Origin of the sequence: Bacillus sp. FSL R5-0560, from assembly GCF_037966305.1 — a bacterium.
In the GTDB taxonomy this organism is placed as follows: Bacteria; Bacillota; Bacilli; order Bacillales; family Bacillaceae; genus Bacillus; species Bacillus mojavensis.
This window is the reverse complement of the sequence record NZ_CP150195.1, coordinates 3,018,097-3,036,447: the sequence shown is the minus strand read 5'-3', so window position 1 is coordinate 3,036,447 and position 18,351 is coordinate 3,018,097. Positions and strand designations below refer to the sequence as shown.

Below are 18,351 nucleotides of genomic sequence, written 5' to 3'. Positions count from 1 at the left end.
GTGATGAGGAAACATGTCAAGCAAACTGTTAAGAGGCACGTTTGTGTTAACGCTCGGTACATATATTTCACGGATACTGGGAATGGTTTATTTAATTCCTTTCAGCATCATGGTCGGAGCGACAGGCGGTGCGTTATTTCAATACGGATACAATCAATATACTTTATTTTTGAACATTGCCACAATGGGCTTTCCAGCCGCCGTTTCTAAATTTGTTTCCAAATATAATTCCAAAGGGGATTATGAAACAAGCAGAAAAATGCTGAAGGCGGGCATGTCGGTTATGCTTGTAACGGGAATGATTGCCTTTTTCATATTATATTTATCTGCTCCGTTTTTTGCGGAAATATCGCTAGGGGGCAAAGATAATAACGGTTTGACGATTGATCATGTCGTATATGTCATCCGCATGGTCAGCTTAGCGCTTTTAGTTGTGCCGATTATGAGTCTTGTGCGCGGATTTTTCCAAGGTCATCAAATGATGGGGCCGACGGCTGTCTCTCAAGTTGTTGAGCAGATTGTCCGTATTATCTTCTTATTGAGTGCTACCTTCTTGATTTTGAAAGTCTTAAACGGCGGCCTTGTGATCGCTGTCGGTTATGCAACCTTCGCAGCGCTGATCGGTGCCTTCGGCGGGCTGATCGTATTGTATATTTATTGGAACAAGCGAAAAGGCAATCTGCTGGCGATGATGCCGAATACGGGGCCTACAGCAGATTTAAGCTACAAGAAAATGTTTTTCGAGCTCTTCAGCTATGCCGCTCCCTACGTGTTTGTCGGACTAGCTATCCCTTTGTATAACTATATTGATACAAATACGTTTAACAAAGCGATGATTGAAGCGGGACATCAAGCGATCAGTCAGGACATGATGGCCATTCTGACACTTTACGTGCAGAAGCTCGTGATGATCCCGGTTTCTCTAGCGACGGCATTCGGACTGACCTTAATTCCGACGATCACAGAATCGTTTACAAGCAGAAACTACAAGCTGTTAAATCAGCAGATCAATCAGTCGATGCAGACGATCCTGTTTTTAATTATTCCGGCTGTTGTCGGTATATCGGTATTAGCAGGTCCTGTGTATACGTTCTTTTACGGATCAGAGAGCCTTCATCCTGAATTGGGGAAAGACATCCTGTTTTGGTATTCGCCGGTTGCGATCTTGTTCTCTTTGTTTACTGTCAACGCCGCCATATTGCAGGGCATCAATAAGCAAAAATTTGCGGTTGTCAGTCTGGTGATCGGTGTCGTGATCAAACTTGTGCTGAATGTCCCGCTGATTAAGCTGATGCAGGCTGACGGCGCTATTTTAGCTACGGCACTCGGGTATACTGCCTCACTGATATACGGATTTACCATGATCAAACGGCATGCCGGCTATTCGTACAAAATATTAGTGAAGCGGGGCCTTCTGATGCTGCTCTTGTCAGCAGTGATGGGGATAGCCGTTAAAGTCGTCCAGTGGGTGTTAAGCTTTTTCATCTCCTTCGAGGATGGCCAGCTGCACGCTGCGATCGTCGTGCTGATTGCGGCTGTGATCGGCGGAGCTGTCTACCTGTATTGCGCTTATCGTTTAGGTTTTTTACAGAAAATATTCGGCCGCCGTTTACCGGGGTTCTTAAAGAAAGGCAGACATGCCGCTGAGTAACAGAATATGTTGAAACGAGAGGGCTCGCTTGATGCGGGCTTTCTTTTATAGAAAGGAGAGATTGGCATGAGACTAGATAAGCTGCTTGCCAACAGCGGGTATGGCTCGAGAAAAGAGGTCAAATTGATTGTAAAAGCGGGAGCCGTCATGGTCGACGGAAAGCCGGCAAAAGATGTCAAGGCACACGTGGACCCTGATGCACAGGAGGTGACCGTTTATGGCGAGCCGATTGATTACCGCGAGTTTATTTATATCATGATGAATAAACCGCAGGGCGTGCTGTCAGCGACTGAGGACAGCCGGCAAAAGACAGTGGTCGATTTGCTGACGCCGGATGAACTTAGATTTGAGCCGTTTCCTGCCGGCCGGCTAGATAAGGATACAGAAGGATTTCTTTTGCTGACAAATGACGGTCAGCTCGCTCACAGGCTTCTATCGCCGAAAAAGCATGTTCCGAAAACGTATGAAGTCCACTTAAAGTCGCAAATTTCGCCAGAAGATATCACCAGCTTAGAGAATGGGGTATTTATTGAAGGCGGCTACAAAACAAAACCGGCACAAGCAGAAATAAAGGCAAACGACAAAGAGCATACCGTGATATATCTGACGATAACAGAAGGAAAATTTCATCAAGTCAAACAGATGGCAAATGCTGTCGGCAATGAAGTCATTTATCTGAAGCGGCTCTCAATGGGACGCGTATCCTTGGATCCTGATCTAGCGCCGGGAGAATATCGTGAGCTTACAGAAGAAGAACTTGAAAGGCTGAACGAGCCGCAAGTATGAAAAAATCCCGCATCTCACATGCGGGATTTTTATTATATATAAGCATACAAAAACAAGGCTGAGAACGTCCTCGCCCTGTATCTATCAGGCCGCTCACAGGGCGGCCCTATGTAATTTTTAATGTTATGAGGTAATCTTTACTTTCTTTCTCGTTGTCTCCCATTTGCCACGGCTTGGACTATGAACAAGATCATTATATGCTAACACATTTAAGTCTCTTTGAATCGTTCTAGGTGTAATGCCGAATTCGTCAACCAGTTCCTGTGTTGTCACAAGACCTTTTTCTTGGATAAACATGTAAACTGATTTAATTCGAGTTAGCATACGGTTTGTTGAAGGTTTCAAAAAACCACTCCCTATCATAAGATCGGATGGACTTGACTAACCACAACTCACGAAATCAACTGCGTACGAATAGCAACTAAGGCAGACATCTGTAATGTTTAAATAATTCGCCTTCATTATACACGATTTCGCCGCAGTGAATCTAGGAATAAGTATGATAAATTTTTTCCAATTTGAGTTTGGCTGCCATCCTTGTTGGATTACTATGTACTGCAGCACAATATTATTATGGTTAAAGAAACTTTTTTTATTCTGTTTCGTATGTGACTTAGGGGGTGAGTGAGAGTGAGAATGTTGTTGGAAGCATCGATAGAGCAAGCAGGGTATACAAGCCGAAAAAAAGTGCTCACCGATGTTTTATTGGAAGTCAGAGAAGGGGAGCTTGTCGGATTAATTGGAGCGAACGGAGCTGGGAAAAGTACAGCCATCAAGGCGATACTCGGCCTCTCGCAAGACTTTAAAGGGACGATTGCTTGGAATGATTGCTCGTTTGCTTATATTCCAGAGCACCCGTCCTTTTATGAGGAATTAACGCTATGGGAGCATCTCGATCTGATCAGCACTTTGCACGGCATTGATCAGAGTGAATTCGAATATCGGTCTCAAAGTCTTCTTGAAACCTTTTCGCTTGATCATGTCAAGCATGAGCTGCCGGTGACATTTTCAAAGGGCATGCAGCAAAAGCTGATGCTGATTCAGGCCTTTCTTTCTAAGCCTGATATGTATGTGATTGATGAACCGTTTATCGGCCTTGACCCGATTTCGACAAAACGCTTTGTGGACATGCTGAAGGCTGAGAAAGAAAGGGGAGCTGGCATTCTCATGTGCACACACGTACTTGATACCGCTGAAAAAATCTGCGACAGGTTTTACATGATTGATAAAGGTTCTTTGTTTCTTCATGGAACTTTAAAGGATATTCAAGCGCAGACAGGGTTAGACGGGCAGTCATTGCTTGACTGTTTTTATACGGCGATTCAAGGAGGAAAGGCATGAAGGGGCGGTCTCTCTTTATTCGAAGATGGCTGGATTTTTATCGATATCAGTTTAAGGTGCTGCATGCTGTCATTGATTGGACGGTTGCGCTCTACATTGTCCTGCCGGCGCTTGCTTTTGTGATTTATCAGTATGTGGAGTGGGCGAACGGAAGCGGCCTTCTTTACGAGTGGTCTGAGAGGGTCGAATGGAGATGGTTATACGCTGTCGGTATACTGATTGTTTGTACAGGCTCCATACATACGTTTTTACTGGAAGCGGACCAAGTGTTTTTACTGCAAAAGAAAGCGATCATACGCCAGATGAAACAATACGCATTGGTGTATTCCTTATTGTTCACGCTCGCCAAATGGCTCCTGCTCTTTTTTCTTTTACTTCCCTTTATCATTGATTCTGTACGGGTCACGATTTCAGAAAGCGCTTCTCTATTGATCTATGCATTCGGTCTTCATACGGTCTTTTTATCCTTGAAGCAGGAAAGGATCAGAAAACCAAGATCTATTTGGAGGCAGATCACGGACTTTATTCTCAAGGCTGTGCTTTTTGCGTGTTCGTTTCTCATGATTACCTTTACTGAGTGGCACTTGCTTTCGCTTGTCGGTGTTTTGTTTTTTATTTTTGCTTACATACGCAGTTTGAAAAAGACGGCTTCGTTTTCGGCTTTTGAGGCTGAGGTGCTTGAGGAGAGAAAAATCAGGCTCACTCTTGCAGGTCTTGTAATGATGACAAGCCAGGATGTGAGAATGCCGAGAGTAAAGGACAGGATGAGGAGAAAACCACTATTATTCCGGAATTCAAAAAGGATATTTAAGAAACGGACAACGTATACAATCTATAAAGAACTGTTTTTTAAAGTCATGCTGAGGAATGGGGAGTATGCGAGGCATCTGTATATGCTTTTGTCGGCTTTTACAATTTTAACAGTCGTTTCCCCCATCTTTCTTAAGGTGATGGCGCTGCTGGTTTATACAGGTGTTTGCCGTTACGTGCTTTCGCTAATTTTTGACAAAGTGATGGATGCGCCGATCTTAATTGGAGCTGATAAGGAAAGTGACGAATATTACCGGGCCAGAAAAAGCTGTGTGAACACGCTGCACTATGCTTGTGTTTCCTGCTGCTTTTTAGCGGCCGTTATCTCTTTTTTGATGAAATAAAAACCCAAACGGATGCCGTTTGGGTTTTCTGTATGTTATAGAATAAATAGCTGGATGAAAAACAGAACGGCAAAAACAAGGACGAGCGGATGAATGTCTCTCCATTTTCCCCGTGCTGCTTTCACAATCGGATACGAAATAAAGCCAAGGGCAATTCCTGTGGAAATGCTTGATGTAAGAGGCATGGTCAGAACAACGAGAAATGCCGGAAATGCCTCGTCCATCTCCTCCCAGTTAATATTCGACACCGAACCCATCATCAGGCTGCCGACAATAATCAAAGCCGGTGAGGTGATGGCGGATATGCCGGATAAGGCGCTGACAAGCGGACTGAAAAACATCGAAGCTGCAAACAATACCGCGACAGTGAAAGACGTAAGACCTGTTCTTCCCCCGGCTGCGACGCCAGCTGAAGATTCGATAAACGCGGTTGTCGGACTTGTGCCGAAAACAGCACCGACTGTGGTCGCCGTTGAATCAGCCAGCAGCGCTTTTCGCGCGTTCGGGAGCTTGTTGTTTTTCATCAATCCGGCCTGCTCGGCCACACCGATCATTGTACCGGTCGTATCAAAAATCGTTACCAGCAGAAATGAAAACACGACAGCGTACAGGCCGTGATGGATCACATCGCCAAAAGCGGAGAACGGATTTGAAATAATCAATCCCTCAGGCAAATGCGGAAAAGACATAAAGCCTTTAGGAAAATGCAGCTGGCCGGTAAAAAACGCAATCAAAGCGGTAGCCGCCATTCCGATAAATAACGCTCCGCTTACATTCAGCACCATCAAGATCACACTGATCAATAAGCCGATCAGCGTTAAGGTAACCGCTGGCGAATGAAGGTTGCCGAGTGTGACCAAATTTGATTTATCAGCTGTAATAATTCCCGCCTGCCGTAAACCGATAAACGCAATAAAAAGCCCGATCCCTGTTGTGATGCCGTATTTTAAATTGTTTGGAATCGCTTCTATCAGTTGTTTTCTTAAAGGCGTTAACGATAGAATAATGAAGAGAACCCCCGCTGTGAATACTGCGCTGAAAGCTGTTGCGTACGTGATGCCGCCGCCGCTTGCGCCTACAACGTGATAGGCTAAGTAAGCGTTTAAGCCCATGCCGGGCGCAATGGCAATCGGATAATTTGCAGCCAGGGCCATCCACAGCGTTCCGACAATGGAGGCGATAATCGTTGCGGTAAAGACCTGGTCAAAAGGAACTCCGGCATTAGCTAAAATAACCGGATTCACCACTACAATATAGACCATCGTGAAAAAGGTCGTCAGTCCAGCTATGATTTCTTGTTTAATCGATGTTTGCTGCTCTTTTAGATGAAACATAGTATCCTCCAATTACGAACGTTTTAACAAAACACCATTAATATTATTCGTTTTATTTAGTTTTTGCAAGTGATTTATTGCAGAAAGGGGATCGTTATGAACTGGGAAGTCGAAGTGATCAGAAAAAAAGATGATTTGATTCGCGATACGCAGGAATTCTTGAGAATCAACAGTGTAATGGACGAGTCAACAGCCGGGCCCGGCAAACCATTTGGAGAAGGGGTAAATGCCAGCTTGACCTCTTTGCTTGAGCTTGGAGAAAAAGAAGGATTTACCACAAAAAATCTTGACGGGTTCGCCGGTCATATCGAATGGGGTGAGGGTGAAGACATTGTCGGCGTTCTATGCCATGTTGATGTTGTACCGCCCGGAGACGGATGGACAAGTGACCCGTTTTCAGCGGACATCCGAAACGGACGGATTTATGCAAGGGGTGCCATTGACGACAAAGGTCCGACGATGGCTGCGTTCTACGCGCTGAAAATCGTCAAAGACATGAATCTGCCGCTGTCCAAACGTGTCAGAATCATTATCGGAACAGATGAAGAAAGTGATTGGAGATGTGTGGAGCATTATTTCAAGCACGAAGAAATGCCGACTCTCGGTTTTGCGCCAGATGCTGACTTCCCGATTATTAACGCGGAAAAAGGGATTATTGATGCTTCACTTCTCATCCCGCACCACCATACAAATAAAGCCGCTTCAGAAACAGTTCTTGCCTCGTTTACATCAGGTCTTCGCTTAAACATGGTGCCAGACGCTGCGGAAGCCGTTCTCGAAGGATCAAATATAGAAGAGGTTCTTGCCTCATTTCAAGACATGCTCCGCGTGACGGATCAAAAAGGTGCAGCTGAGATTGAGAACGGTCAGCTGATATTGCGCATGCACGGACTTTCCTGCCATGCGATGGAACCAAACAATGGAGTGAATGCCGGCATCAAACTGGCAGAATTTTTAAGCCAAACTGAGCTGGATGAAGCAGGACAGCGTTTTGTTCAAGTTGTGACAGATAAATTCTCAGATGATACAAGAGGAAAGAAACTGAATATCGCCTGTGAGGATGACATTAGCGGAGAGCTGACATTAAATGTCGGAACACTGCGCTATACAGAAGGGCAAGGAGGCGAGCTCGGAATCAATATCCGCTATCCTGTAACAGCAGAAAGCAAAATGATCCGCGATGCATTTGAAAGCGCAAGTGAATTTGAGCTTGGAGAATTTAAAGACAGCAAGCCCCATCATGTATCAGCAGACCATCCGCTAGTCAAAACGCTGCAAAAGGTATATGAAGGCCAATTGGGCAAAAAAGCTGATTTAATTTCAATCGGCGGGGGAACTTACGCGAGATCTTTGGAGGCCGGCGTTGCATTCGGACCGCTGTTCCCCGGACGTCCCGACAGTGCGCATCAAAAGGACGAATATATTGAAATTGATGACCTCCTCAGAGCGACTGCTTTATATGCGCAGGCCATCTACGAACTTGCAAAATAAAAGGACCGGCTTCTTCTGAAGCCAGTCCTTTTTTTACACAAATGACCATAAATCAGTTGATAAATAGCGTTCTCCGGTATCAGCTGTCATACAGACAACAACTTGATCAGGAGAGAGACGTTTGGCTGCTTCAATCGCTGCGAAGCAGGCAGCGCCTGAAGAAGGCCCGACGAGAATTCCTTCCTCCGCAGCAAGGCGTCTGGTTGTCGTATACGCATCCTCATCAGTAATTTTGATAATTTCATCATACACATCTTGATTTAAAACGGGAGGAATGAAGCCTGGGCTTGTCCCTACCAGCTTATGTGCACCCGGTTTTCCGCCAGATAATACCGGGGACCCCGCAGGCTCGACAACATGAACCAAAATATCCGGAAACAGTTCTTTTAGCGCTTCACCGGTTCCTGTAATGGTTCCGCCAGTACCGGAAGAAGCTACAAAAGCGCCTAGCGGTTTTCCGATTTCTTTTATTGCCCGGGCAATTTCAAGAGCAGTTGTCTTTCGATGCGCATCAGGATTAGCAGTATTATCAAACTGCATTGGAATGAAGCTGTTCGGAATTTGTTCGGCGAGCTCTTTTGCTTTTTTTATGCTGCCGGGCATTCTTTCCGATCCGGGAGTTAACACAACCTCTGCACCGTAGGCTTTGAGGAGGTTGATCCGCTCCTTCGTCATTGTATCGGGCATTACTAAAATCGCTTTATAGCCGCGAGCCGCCGCATTCATGGCGAGTCCGATTCCAGTATTTCCGCTGGTCGGCTCAATGATAACTGAGCCAGGCTTGAGTAAGCCGTTTTGTTCTGCTTCTATGATCATATTGTAAGCGGCTCTGTCTTTCACACTGCCGCTTGGATTGAAAAATTCAAGTTTTAAATAGACTTGTGCTGCGTTTTCCGGCTGAAGCCGATTCAATCTCACAAGCGGAGTATCTCCTATAAGATCAGAAGTGTTTTCAACGATTTTCAACATTGTCATTCCTTTCTGAATAAAACAAGTGTCATATAATATCCTAACATAATAAACGTTTGCGCGAGAGTGTTTTCATATGCGGTTCCTCTATTCGCGCAGCCTCTTTATTGATAAAATAATAGCAATCAAAGAAGGGAGTGTCAGACGGATGTCAGATATCCGGCCTCATTATTTCATCGGCGTGCCCATTCCGCCGGAAATTGCAAATCCGATTTACCAGGCTGCAAAAAACGAGCCAGCGCTCACATTTCAAAAATGGGTGCACCCGCTTGACTACCATATCACGTTACTTTTTCTCGGTGCGGCGGATGAAGCGCAAATCAATCAGCTTGAAGGCTCGCTTGCCGAGATCGCTTTAGATGCCAATCCGTTTACAATTGAATTTGACAAAATAGATGTGTTCGGAGACCGAAGGCAGCCGCGCGTATTGCATTTGGAGCCGAAGAAGAATACAGCGCTCGAAACACTGAGGGCGCATACAAAACAAGCTGTTCTTCAAGCAGGCTTTAAAGTGGAAAAGAGAGCGTATCATCCCCATATGACGCTGGCAAGAAAATGGACAGGTCAAGAGGGATTTCCGGCGCATGTCCCGTTTAAAAGCGGTGAAGTTTCAACGGCTATTGAACGATTTTCACTATTTCAGATACACTTAAATCAATCACCAAAATATGAGGAAAAATTCAAATTTCCTTTAACTTAATTCATGCGGAGTGGAGAAACAAAATGGCACAAATCATCAAAATATATGATTATATATCGAGATACGAACTTGATCCGTACCATTATATGAATCAGTTTATACGGTTGAAAAAAGAGCGCTGGCTTTCACTATTAGAAGCAGCGGAGCGCCAGCATGAAGAAAGACAAGCCAATGCTGAACAGCCGGAACCGGTGCAGAAACGTAAGAAATTTTCATTGAAAAGAAAAAAAGAAGAGATAGAAGCCGATATACAAGAAGAGAGACACCAATGGTTTGAGGAAGAAGACGATCTAAATGTAAGGCTGCCGAAAAGCAGGATGGCGCTTGCTTCCTTTTATAAAAGACATTTATATGAATTTCAGCTCAAATGGGCAAGCTCTACGCTTTCCGAGATGTCAAATCTGTCAAACCAGGTGAAGCAGGACCGCATTTTGCTTTTTCTGGCCCAGCAGCTTCCAGATTCTTATTTTATTATGTATAAGCCTGTGCTCAAAATTCAGCAGGCGGCAGTAGAATTAAGCATAGTGATCATTTCACCTCTTGACATTTACTGCGTTTCTTTTATAGATGCAGAGGAAGACAGTGTGTACATAGGATCTAAACATCGTTTTTGGGAGAAGAAAACAGGCTCTCAGACTGAATCGGTATTAAATCCGGCGTTGAGTCTGTTTCGGACGGGATCTGTTGTGTCGAAGATCGTAAAGGAAAAAGGCGCTGATATTCCGGTATCGAAATTACTCCTGAGCAGAACGTCATACATCGATTACCCCGAACCGCCGTACGGTCTGGAAATAGTGGACAAACGGGGCTTGGCGGAATGGATGGAGAAGCAGAAGAAAAACACTGCTCCGATAAAACATCATCAATTAAAGGCTGCAAAGGCTATGTTGTCTTATTGCCTGTCAGACTCCTATCGCAGGCAAGAGTGGCTGGAGTAAAGCAGAACGATTTGAGCGGTTTTCTCATAACATAAGCAGGTGAGAAAGATGAGCCAATGGTTTTTTATTATTAATCCGGCAGCAGGGCACCGAAAAGGCCTGCGTGTTTGGAAGTCGATACAAAAGGAATTACTGAAACGAAAGATTGAGCACCGCTCATTTTTAACTGAGCATCCGGGACACGCCGAGGTTCTCGCCCGGCAAATTTCAACGATGCAGGAATATAAGCTGAAACGCCTGATTGTTATTGGCGGAGACGGAACGATGCACGAAGTCGTCAACGGACTGAAAGATGTTGATGATATCGAACTGAGTTTTGTGCCGGCTGGCGCGTACAATGATTTTTCCAGAGGATTCTCGATTAAGAAAATAGACCTGATTCAGGAAATCAGACAGCTGAAGCGTCCGTTAACGCGAACGTTTCATTTAGGAAGCGTTAATTTGCTTCAGGATAAATCGCAGGTTCTTTATTTTTTGAATCATATCGGAATCGGCTTTGACGCATACGTCAATAAAAAGGCATTAGAATTTCCATTCAAACGGGCGATCCATTTTCTGCGCCTCCGCTTTCTTGTCTATCCGCTATCCCATTTGTACGCGTCGGCTACCTTTAGGCCGTTTTCGTTGGCTTGTACAATTGAAGGAGAGACACAGGAATTTCATCATGTCTGGTTTGCGGTCGTCTCCAATCATCCGTTTTACGGAGGCGGCATGAAGGCGGCCCCGCTTGCGAATCCTCGCGAACAGGCATTTGATATCATCATTGTTGAGAATCTGCCGTTTTTGAAAAAGTATTGGTTTTTATGCTTGATGACATTTGGAAAACACACCAAAATGGACGGCGTGACGATGTTTAAAGCGAAAGACATTTTGTTTTACACGAAGGACAAAATTCCGTTCCATGCTGACGGAGAAATCATGGGTACAACCCCATTCCGTCTGGCATCGAGCCCCTCACCGTTACGGATCAAAACATAAACGTTTTTGGAGGAGAGAGATTCTGATGGTCAGTATCCAACGCCGCTTTGAAGCGTATGCCGATGAAATGAATATCATTACGGTTTTGATCCCTGCTGATCAAAAAGATACCTTTACGCCGCCTTTTCAGTTAGAGACAGATACAGGGGAAATTCCTCTGACAGTCACGCAGGAATGGAAAATAGAAGGGAAATACAAGTATGTATGTGTAGCTGAGCAGCCGGTCACTTTCGGGAAAACGCATTATGTCAAAGCATCCTGCGGCGGAGTAACGGATCTCCAAATCGGGGCGGTGATCAGGACGGACCCGTTTGATGCTGCATTTTATTATGACGGAGAGCTCGGAGCTGTTTACACTTCGGATTATACTGAATTTAAAGTATGGGCGCCTGCTGCGACGTCAGCTGCCGTCAAGCTGTCGCATCCCGAAAAAAGCGGGCATACGTTCCAAATGACAAGAATGGAAAATGGAGTATACGCCGTTACAGTGGCTGGAGATCTGCACGGCTATGAGTATGTGTACCGGATCTGCAACAATTTAGAATGGACAGAAACGGTGGATCCGTATGCAAAGGCTGTGACGGTCAACGGAGAGAAGGGGGTCGTGCTACGCCCAGATCAAGCAAACTCGGCTCCTTCGCTTACACCATTTTCAGACCCCGTTGATGCCATTATTTATGAGATGCACATCCGTGACTTCTCCATTCATGGAAACAGCGGTATGAAGAACAAGGGGAAGTATGCGGCGCTTGCTGAAACTGGCACTCAAACGAAAAATGGCAGTTCTACAGGACTTTCTTATTTAAAAGAGCTTGGCGTTACGCATATCGAGCTTTTGCCGGTAAACGATTATGCCGGAGTTGATGAAGAAACCCCGCTTGCCGCCTACAATTGGGGCTATAATCCGCTTCATTTTTTCGCCCCGGAGGGAAGCTATGCCTCCAATCCTCACGACCCTCAGACAAGAAACAAAGAAGTTAAACAAATGATTCACACCCTGCATCGGCATGGCCTGCGTGTCATCCTGGATGTTGTTTATAACCATGTATACCAAAGAGAGCACTCGCCCTTTGAAAAAACGGTGCCCGGTTATTTCTTCCGGCATGATCAATTCGGGATGCCTTCAAATGGCACCGGCGTCGGGAATGACATCGCCTCAGAAAGGCGGATGGCGAGAAAATTCATTACGGATTGCGTCATGTATTGGCTCAAGGAATACGATGTCGACGGCTTCCGCTTTGATCTGCTCGGCATTTTGGATATCGAAACGGTTCTTCATATAAAAGAAAAAGCATCTGAGGTAAAGCCCGGAATCCTTCTCTTTGGGGAAGGCTGGGATTTGGCAACACCGCTGCCGCCTGATCAGAAAGCGACATTGGCGAATGCCTCAAAAATGCCGGGCGTCGGTTTTTTTAATGATTCGTTTCGTGACGCTGTTAAAGGGAATACCTTTCAAATCGCGGCAGCGGGTTTTGCCCTTGGGAACGGCGAAAAAGCGGAAACAGTCATGCATGGGATTGCCGGATCTTCCGGATGGAAAGAGACCGCTCCGCTTGTGTCGGCGCCGAGCCAATCTATCAATTATGTAGAGTCGCATGACAACCACACATTTTGGGATAAAATGAGCCTCGCGCTTCCACAAGAAAGTGACAGCCGAAAGAGAAGCCGGCAAAAGCTGGCGACTGCAATCATTCTGCTGGCCCAGGGAGTTCCGTTTATTCACAGCGGACAGGAATTTTTCCGGACGAAGCAGGGGGTGGAAAACAGCTATCAATCCAGTGACAGCATCAACCAGCTGGACTGGTCGCGGCGTGAAACATTCAAGCAAGATGCTGATTATGTCCGCAGGCTGATTTCGCTCAGAAAAGCGCATCCGGCATTCCGGCTTACGTCATCAGCGGATATTCAGCGCAGCCTTGAATGCCTGGCTCTCAAAGAGCACCTTATTGTATACCGGCTGTTTGGCCTCGGCGCAATCGACGAATGGGAAGAAATCATTGTCATCCATCATGCCAGCCCTGATTCTGTTACATGGCAGCTGCCGAAAGATAAGGCTTACCGGCTTCTATGTGATACTGACGGGTTTTGCGCTGATCCGGGAGAAATCAAGAAAGCGGTTGCTGTAAACGGCATTGGAACGGTTATCTTATATTTAGCATGAGATCTTACGAGTTTTGCTTGACGAAGTTTGTGCTATAGCGCTAAAATTTAAAAGACGGCTATTGATTAGCATATGAGACTCTCAATAGCTGTCTTTTTTATTTTTCATACGATTCGTACGAAAAAGGCATTCGCTGGATACACTGAAGACGAATAGGCCTTATTCTAAAATATTTTAAGAAATGATGGGTTGAACATTGATATGAACTGGTTGGGACAATTACTAGGTAGCGATTGGGAGATCTTCCCCGCCGGAGGAGCTACAGGAGATGCATATTATGCGAAACATAACGGGCAGCAGCTTTTTTTAAAACGTAATAGCTCACCTTTTTTAGCTGTTTTATCCGCCGAAGGCATTGTTCCTAAGCTGGTTTGGACAAAACGGATGGAGAATGGGGATGTCATTACGGCCCAGCACTGGATGACCGGCAGAGAGCTGAAGCCGAAAGACATGAGCGGACGGTCCGTTGCTGAATTGCTTCGTAAAATACACACATCAAAGGCCTTGCTGGACATGCTGAAGAGACTTGGAAAGGAACCGCTGAATCCAGGGGCTCTGCTGTCTCAGCTTAAACAGGCTGTATTTGCTGTGCAGCAAACTTCGCCGCTGATTCAAGAAGGGATTACGTATTTAGAAGATCATCTGCATGAAGTGCATTTCGGTGAGAAAGTCGTTTGCCATTGTGATGTCAATCATAATAACTGGCTATTGTCTGAAGACAACCAGCTGTATTTAATTGACTGGGACGGCGCCATGATCGCTGACCCGGCGATGGATCTAGGGCCATTGCTGTACCACTACGTTGAAAAGCCAGCTTGGGAGAGCTGGCTGGGCATGTACGGCATCGAGTTAACGGAAAGCCTTCGGTTAAGAATGGCATGGTATGTGCTATCTGAAACAATCACTTACATTGCCTGGCATAAATCCAAAGGAAACGATAAAGAATTCCATGATGCAATGGAAGAACTGCATATGCTGATGAAGCGGATTGTTCAATAATCAGGAATATGAATCCATTTCCTCTACCCATTGAGACAAGCTGTTCTGATGCTCTTGTATGTGTGAGTCGATGGATTTGGACGATATTCCTGATTGGCTGTATCGGTACACATCTTCCAGCACGTTTTTTAAGTGTGAATCGATCTCGGTGTTTGCCATCAGCGATTTAATCACACGTTCAAGCTGTTCGTACTCTGCGACGGTTCCGCAGCAGTCTAATTGATGGTCAGTCAAAATGTCCTTCAATAGATCAACTTGATTCTCGTAATTTAAACCCATAAAACGGTACACATCCCTTCAGTATCTTACGGGTTAAATTGTTCAAAACAGGATGGTTTTATGCATGAGACACGAGTGTTCCGACAGACGGGAACCTCTTTTTTTATGTGAAGGCACACCTTTAAAAACAAGCTTGCGGGTCTTTTTAATTCATGGTATGTTGTTAGTCGAAATAATAGATAGAGGTGTCAATCATATGAGAATGCGCCACAAGCCTTGGGCTGATGACTTTTTGGCTGAAAACGCAGATATTGCCATCAGCAATCCTGCTGATTATAAAGGAAAATGGAATACAGTGTTTGGCAACGACAATCCGATCCATATCGAGGTCGGTACAGGAAAAGGGCAATTTATTTCCGGAATGGCCAAACAAAATCCCGACATTAATTATATTGGCATTGAGTTATTTAAAAGCGTCATTGTAACTGCTGTCCAGAAAGTAAAAGATAGCGAAGCGCCGAATGTGAAACTTTTGAATATAGACGCGGACATGCTGACAGACGTGTTTGAGCCGGGTGAAGTCAAACGGGTGTACTTAAACTTTTCTGATCCTTGGCCGAAAAAACGCCACGAAAAACGCCGTCTCACGTATTCCCATTTTATCAAGAAATATGAAGAAGTGATGGGGAAAGGCGGAGCAATTCATTTTAAAACAGACAACCGCGGTCTGTTTGAGTACTCGCTGAAAAGCTTCTCGGAATACGGATTGCTGCTGACATATGTCAGTCTTGATCTGCATAACAGCGATATGGAAGATAACATCATGACAGAATATGAAGAAAAATTCTCAGCACTCGGCCAGCCGATTTATCGGGCTGAAGTTGAATGGAGAGCGTAAAACAGACTCTGACGCAGGAGTCTGTTTTTTTTATGCGCTGTTTGCTACGATGATGACAGGGGGGATGAAGATGGAAACGATGAAAATTGGAAACACGACGTTAACCTGGCTTGACGGAGGGGTGACTCACATGGACGGAGGAGCCATGTTTGGTGTTGTTCCAAAGCCGTTATGGTCAAAAAAATATCCAGTCAATGAAAAAAACCAGATTGAACTAAGGACAGATCCGATTCTTATTCAAAAGGACGGGAAAAACGTGATCGTCGATGCCGGTATCGGGTCCGGCAAGCTGACTGAAAAACAAAAAAGAAACTACGGTGTGACTCAAGAATCCAATGTGAAAACATCATTAGCAGCGCTCGGATTAACAGTTGAAGATATTCACGTGATCGCCATGACACACCTTCATTTTGATCATGCGTGCGGATTGACGGAATACGAAGGCGATAAACTGGTTCCGGTTTTTCCAAATGCCGTTATTTATGCTTCATCTGTTGAATGGTATGAAATGCGCCATCCGAATATCAGATCGAAAAATACCTACTGGAAAGAAAACTGGGAGGCTGTTGCCGCCCAAGTGAAAACCTTTGAAAACACCTGCACCATAACAGAGGGGGTTACACTGCATCATACCGGGGGCCACAGTGACGGCCACTGTGTTCTTGTATGTGAGGATGCGGGTGAAACCGCGGTACATATGGCGGATTTGATGCCGACACACGCCCACCGCAATCCATTATGGGTGCTGGCTTATGATGATTATCCGATGACCTCTATACCGCAAAAGCAAAAGTGGCAGGCGTATGCAGCGGAAAAAGACGCATGGTTTATTTTTTATCATGATGCCGAATATCGCGCATTGAAATGGGATGGGGACGAAAGGATTACAGAATCACTCAAACGAAAGAAACAATAGCATATTTTCATGTTTACCCTGCATGATTTCCGGCTAATAAAGCAAACCTAGTACTAATTATGCTCAGAAAGGAAGAGGCAGGGTGAAACAATTCGAAGTAACGAACGAAGGAGAAATTCAGACAACATTAAGAGGCCTTGAAGTACTCTCTGTTCCTTTTTTGAACAAAGGAGTAGCTTTTACAAAGGAGGAAAGAAAAGCGCTCGGATTGAATGGCTTTTTGCCGCCGAAGGTATTAACCATTGATGAACAGGCAAAAAGAGCGTACGAACAGTTTTCCTCACAGCCGGATGATTTAAGTAAAAATGTTTATTTGACAGCACTGCACGATCGAAATGAAACGCTGTTTTACCGTTTGTTAAATGACCACTTAGGGGAAATGCTCCCGATTGTATACACGCCGACAGTAGGTACGGCCATTCAGAGATACAGCCATGAATACAGGAAGCCGAGAGGGCTCTATCTGTCAATTGATGACCCGGAAGGAATGAAAGAGGCCTTTAAACAGTTTAAAGACAAAAGTGATGCCATTGATTTAATTGTGGCAACCGATGCGGAAGGGATTTTAGGAATCGGAGACTGGGGAGTAGGCGGTATCGCGATATCAATTGGCAAGCTTGCAGTATACACGGCAGCTGCGGGAATTGATCCAAGCAGAGTGCTGGCTGTCGTTTTGGATGCGGGCACAAATCAAGAGAGCCTCCTGAACGACCCGCTTTATGTCGGCAACCAGCATTCCAGAGTGCGCGGTGAACGCTATGACCAATTTATTGATGAATATGTCTCACTTGCGAGAGAGACATTCCCGAATGCATTGCTTCACTGGGAGGATTTCGGAGCGAAAAATGCGCGCAGCATCCTGAAACGCTATAAAGATAAAGTGTGTACGTTTAATGATGATATCCAAGGGACAGGCGCTGTCTCACTTGCGGCAGTTTTATCCTGCGCAAAAGCATCAAAAGTGCCGCTGAAGGATCACAGAGTCGTGATATTCGGGGCGGGTACGGCCGGAATCGGAATTGCTGAACAGCTGCGTGAAGCATTGGTGCGCGAGGGGCTTAGTGAGGAAGAATCATACCAGCGCTTTTGGTGCATAGACCGGAACGGGCTGTTAACAGATGATATGGATCAGCTTCTTGATTTTCAAAAGTCTTATGCCCGTCAGGCTGATGAGGTGAAAGATTATCAGCGCAACGGAGAAGGCGGAGGTATTGATCTCCTTGAGGTGGTCCGTCAGGCGAAACCGACGATTCTCATCGGTACATCAACAGTTTCCGGTGCATTTACTGAAGAAATTGTAAAAGAAATGGCTTCACACGTAAAACGGCCGGCGATTTTGCCAATGTCGAATCCGACGACTCTTTCTGAAGCAAAACCGCAAGATTTAATTGAATGGACGGAAGGCCGTGCGCTTATCACGACAGGCAGTCCGTTCCCGCCTGTGGATTATAACGGCGTGACGTATCATATCGGACAGGCCAACAACGCACTTGTCTTCCCGGGGCTTGGGCTTGGTACAATTGTCACCAAATCAAAATTGATTACAGACAGCATGTTTGAAGCGTGTGCCCGTGCGATCGCAAGTATGGTCAATGTTGGAGTGCCTGGCGCACCGATGCTTCCGAAGGTGGAAGATTTACGGACTGTATCGGCAACGGTTGCAGTTGAAGTTGCTAAAACCGCCATTAAGGAAGGCGTGGCCACTGAAGAGCCTGAGGACATCATTCAGGCTGTGCAGGACGCGATGTGGTATCCGGTATACAAACCGATTCGAGCGATATAATATAAAGAGCCGCTGCATGGGCAGCGGCTCCTC

Annotated in this window: 17 protein-coding genes; 13 read left to right on the top strand and 4 right to left on the bottom strand. The window is 45.4% G+C overall.

Annotation, left to right across the window (positions count from 1 at the left end; genetic code table 11):
* Window positions 1–13 precede the first annotated feature (13 nt).
* On the top strand, window positions 14–1,651 hold the full coding sequence (locus tag NST56_RS16025) for a polysaccharide biosynthesis protein (protein ID WP_010331530.1): 1,638 nt from the start codon (window positions 14–16) through the stop codon (window positions 1,649–1,651).
* Window positions 1,652–1,717: 66 nt separating this feature from the next.
* Window positions 1,718–2,437: a pseudouridine synthase gene (locus NST56_RS16020; protein ID WP_339177724.1), complete on the top strand. Its 720-nt coding sequence runs from the start codon at window positions 1,718–1,720 to the stop codon at window positions 2,435–2,437.
* Between the two features lie 123 nt (window positions 2,438–2,560).
* Here the strand turns inward: NST56_RS16020 and NST56_RS16015 are convergent, their stop codons facing one another.
* Window positions 2,561–2,782 (bottom strand): DeoR family transcriptional regulator, encoded by a 222-nt coding sequence (locus NST56_RS16015; protein WP_003152337.1) that lies wholly within the window; start codon window positions 2,780–2,782, stop codon window positions 2,561–2,563.
* Between the two features lie 285 nt (window positions 2,783–3,067).
* Between NST56_RS16015 and NST56_RS16010 the strand changes: the two genes are divergently transcribed.
* Complete coding sequence (locus NST56_RS16010; RefSeq protein WP_168748550.1) at window positions 3,068–3,778, top strand: ABC transporter ATP-binding protein; 711 nt, start codon at window positions 3,068–3,070, stop codon at window positions 3,776–3,778.
* Window positions 3,775–4,932: an ABC transporter permease gene (locus tag NST56_RS16005; protein ID WP_339177722.1), complete on the top strand. Its 1,158-nt coding sequence runs from the start codon at window positions 3,775–3,777 to the stop codon at window positions 4,930–4,932. The genes NST56_RS16010 and NST56_RS16005 overlap by 4 nt, the downstream gene beginning before the upstream one ends.
* Window positions 4,933–4,967: 35 nt before the next feature.
* Here NST56_RS16005 and NST56_RS16000 read toward each other — a convergent pair whose 3' ends face one another.
* Window positions 4,968–6,266 (bottom strand): NCS2 family permease, encoded by a 1,299-nt coding sequence (locus NST56_RS16000; RefSeq protein ID WP_168748548.1) that lies wholly within the window; start codon window positions 6,264–6,266, stop codon window positions 4,968–4,970.
* 96 nt (window positions 6,267–6,362) lie between these two features.
* On the opposite strand from NST56_RS16000, the gene pepV reads away from it, so the two are divergent.
* Window positions 6,363–7,757: a dipeptidase PepV gene (pepV, locus tag NST56_RS15995; protein WP_168748547.1), complete on the top strand. Its 1,395-nt coding sequence runs from the start codon at window positions 6,363–6,365 to the stop codon at window positions 7,755–7,757.
* A 33-nt stretch (window positions 7,758–7,790) separates the two neighbouring features.
* Here pepV and cysK read toward each other — a convergent pair whose 3' ends face one another.
* Window positions 7,791–8,726: a cysteine synthase A gene (cysK, locus tag NST56_RS15990; RefSeq protein WP_029441392.1), complete on the bottom strand. Its 936-nt coding sequence runs from the start codon at window positions 8,724–8,726 to the stop codon at window positions 7,791–7,793.
* Between the two features lie 148 nt (window positions 8,727–8,874).
* On the opposite strand from cysK, the gene thpR reads away from it, so the two are divergent.
* The 5 genes from thpR (at window position 8,875) to NST56_RS15965 (ending at window position 14,502) form a co-directional block, all read left to right on the top strand.
* Window positions 8,875–9,426 (top strand): RNA 2',3'-cyclic phosphodiesterase, encoded by a 552-nt coding sequence (gene thpR, locus NST56_RS15985; RefSeq protein WP_168748546.1) that lies wholly within the window; start codon window positions 8,875–8,877, stop codon window positions 9,424–9,426.
* A 23-nt stretch (window positions 9,427–9,449) separates the two neighbouring features.
* Window positions 9,450–10,364: a hypothetical protein gene (locus tag NST56_RS15980; RefSeq protein ID WP_029441391.1), complete on the top strand. Its 915-nt coding sequence runs from the start codon at window positions 9,450–9,452 to the stop codon at window positions 10,362–10,364.
* A 48-nt stretch (window positions 10,365–10,412) separates the two neighbouring features.
* On the top strand, window positions 10,413–11,342 hold the full coding sequence (locus tag NST56_RS15975; RefSeq protein ID WP_339177712.1) for a YegS/Rv2252/BmrU family lipid kinase: 930 nt from the start codon (window positions 10,413–10,415) through the stop codon (window positions 11,340–11,342).
* 25 nt (window positions 11,343–11,367) lie between these two features.
* The gene (gene pulA / locus NST56_RS15970) at window positions 11,368–13,503 is read left to right on the top strand and encodes a type I pullulanase (RefSeq protein WP_168748544.1); all 2,136 of its coding nucleotides are present in this window, start codon (window positions 11,368–11,370) and stop codon (window positions 13,501–13,503) included.
* 201 nt (window positions 13,504–13,704) lie between these two features.
* Entirely contained in the window at window positions 13,705–14,502 is a 798-nt protein-coding gene (locus NST56_RS15965; RefSeq protein ID WP_168748543.1) for a phosphotransferase family protein, read from the top strand.
* On the opposite strand, the gene NST56_RS15960 is transcribed toward NST56_RS15965, so the two are convergent.
* Window positions 14,503–14,781 carry a YtzH-like family protein gene (locus NST56_RS15960; protein ID WP_010331520.1) on the bottom strand — a complete coding sequence of 93 codons (279 nt, stop codon included), beginning with the start codon at window positions 14,779–14,781 and terminating at the stop codon, window positions 14,503–14,505. It lies immediately after the preceding gene.
* Window positions 14,782–14,977: 196 nt separating this feature from the next.
* On the opposite strand from NST56_RS15960, the gene trmB reads away from it, so the two are divergent.
* The 3 genes from trmB to NST56_RS15945 all read left to right on the top strand — a co-directional run bounded on the left by trmB (window position 14,978) and on the right by NST56_RS15945 (window position 18,318).
* Window positions 14,978–15,619, top strand: coding sequence for a tRNA (guanosine(46)-N7)-methyltransferase TrmB (trmB, locus tag NST56_RS15955; protein ID WP_168748542.1), 642 nt, complete (start codon window positions 14,978–14,980; stop codon window positions 15,617–15,619).
* A gap of 70 nt (window positions 15,620–15,689) precedes the next feature.
* Window positions 15,690–16,535, top strand: coding sequence for an MBL fold metallo-hydrolase (locus NST56_RS15950; protein WP_268445393.1), 846 nt, complete (start codon window positions 15,690–15,692; stop codon window positions 16,533–16,535).
* 82 nt (window positions 16,536–16,617) lie between these two features.
* Window positions 16,618–18,318, top strand: coding sequence for an NAD-dependent malic enzyme (locus NST56_RS15945; protein ID WP_326218163.1), 1,701 nt, complete (start codon window positions 16,618–16,620; stop codon window positions 18,316–18,318).
* Window positions 18,319–18,351: the final 33 nt, after the last annotated feature.

Coding starts and splice junctions, on each gene's coding strand:
- NST56_RS16025 (WP_010331530.1), top strand. CDS start 14: ATGTCAAGCAAACTGTTAAGAGGCACGTTTGTGTTAACGCTCGGTACA.
- NST56_RS16020 (WP_339177724.1), top strand. CDS start 1,718: ATGAGACTAGATAAGCTGCTTGCCAACAGCGGGTATGGCTCGAGAAAA.
- NST56_RS16005 (WP_339177722.1), top strand. CDS start 3,775: ATGAAGGGGCGGTCTCTCTTTATTCGAAGATGGCTGGATTTTTATCGA.
- NST56_RS16000 (WP_168748548.1), bottom strand. CDS start 6,266: ATGTTTCATCTAAAAGAGCAGCAAACATCGATTAAACAAGAAATCATA.
- pepV (WP_168748547.1), top strand. CDS start 6,363: ATGAACTGGGAAGTCGAAGTGATCAGAAAAAAAGATGATTTGATTCGC.
- cysK (WP_029441392.1), bottom strand. CDS start 8,726: ATGTTGAAAATCGTTGAAAACACTTCTGATCTTATAGGAGATACTCCG.
- thpR (WP_168748546.1), top strand. CDS start 8,875: ATGTCAGATATCCGGCCTCATTATTTCATCGGCGTGCCCATTCCGCCG.
- NST56_RS15980 (WP_029441391.1), top strand. CDS start 9,450: ATGGCACAAATCATCAAAATATATGATTATATATCGAGATACGAACTT.
- NST56_RS15975 (WP_339177712.1), top strand. CDS start 10,413: ATGAGCCAATGGTTTTTTATTATTAATCCGGCAGCAGGGCACCGAAAA.
- pulA (WP_168748544.1), top strand. CDS start 11,368: ATGGTCAGTATCCAACGCCGCTTTGAAGCGTATGCCGATGAAATGAAT.
- NST56_RS15965 (WP_168748543.1), top strand. CDS start 13,705: ATGAACTGGTTGGGACAATTACTAGGTAGCGATTGGGAGATCTTCCCC.
- NST56_RS15960 (WP_010331520.1), bottom strand. CDS start 14,781: ATGGGTTTAAATTACGAGAATCAAGTTGATCTATTGAAGGACATTTTG.
- trmB (WP_168748542.1), top strand. CDS start 14,978: ATGAGAATGCGCCACAAGCCTTGGGCTGATGACTTTTTGGCTGAAAAC.
- NST56_RS15950 (WP_268445393.1), top strand. CDS start 15,690: ATGGAAACGATGAAAATTGGAAACACGACGTTAACCTGGCTTGACGGA.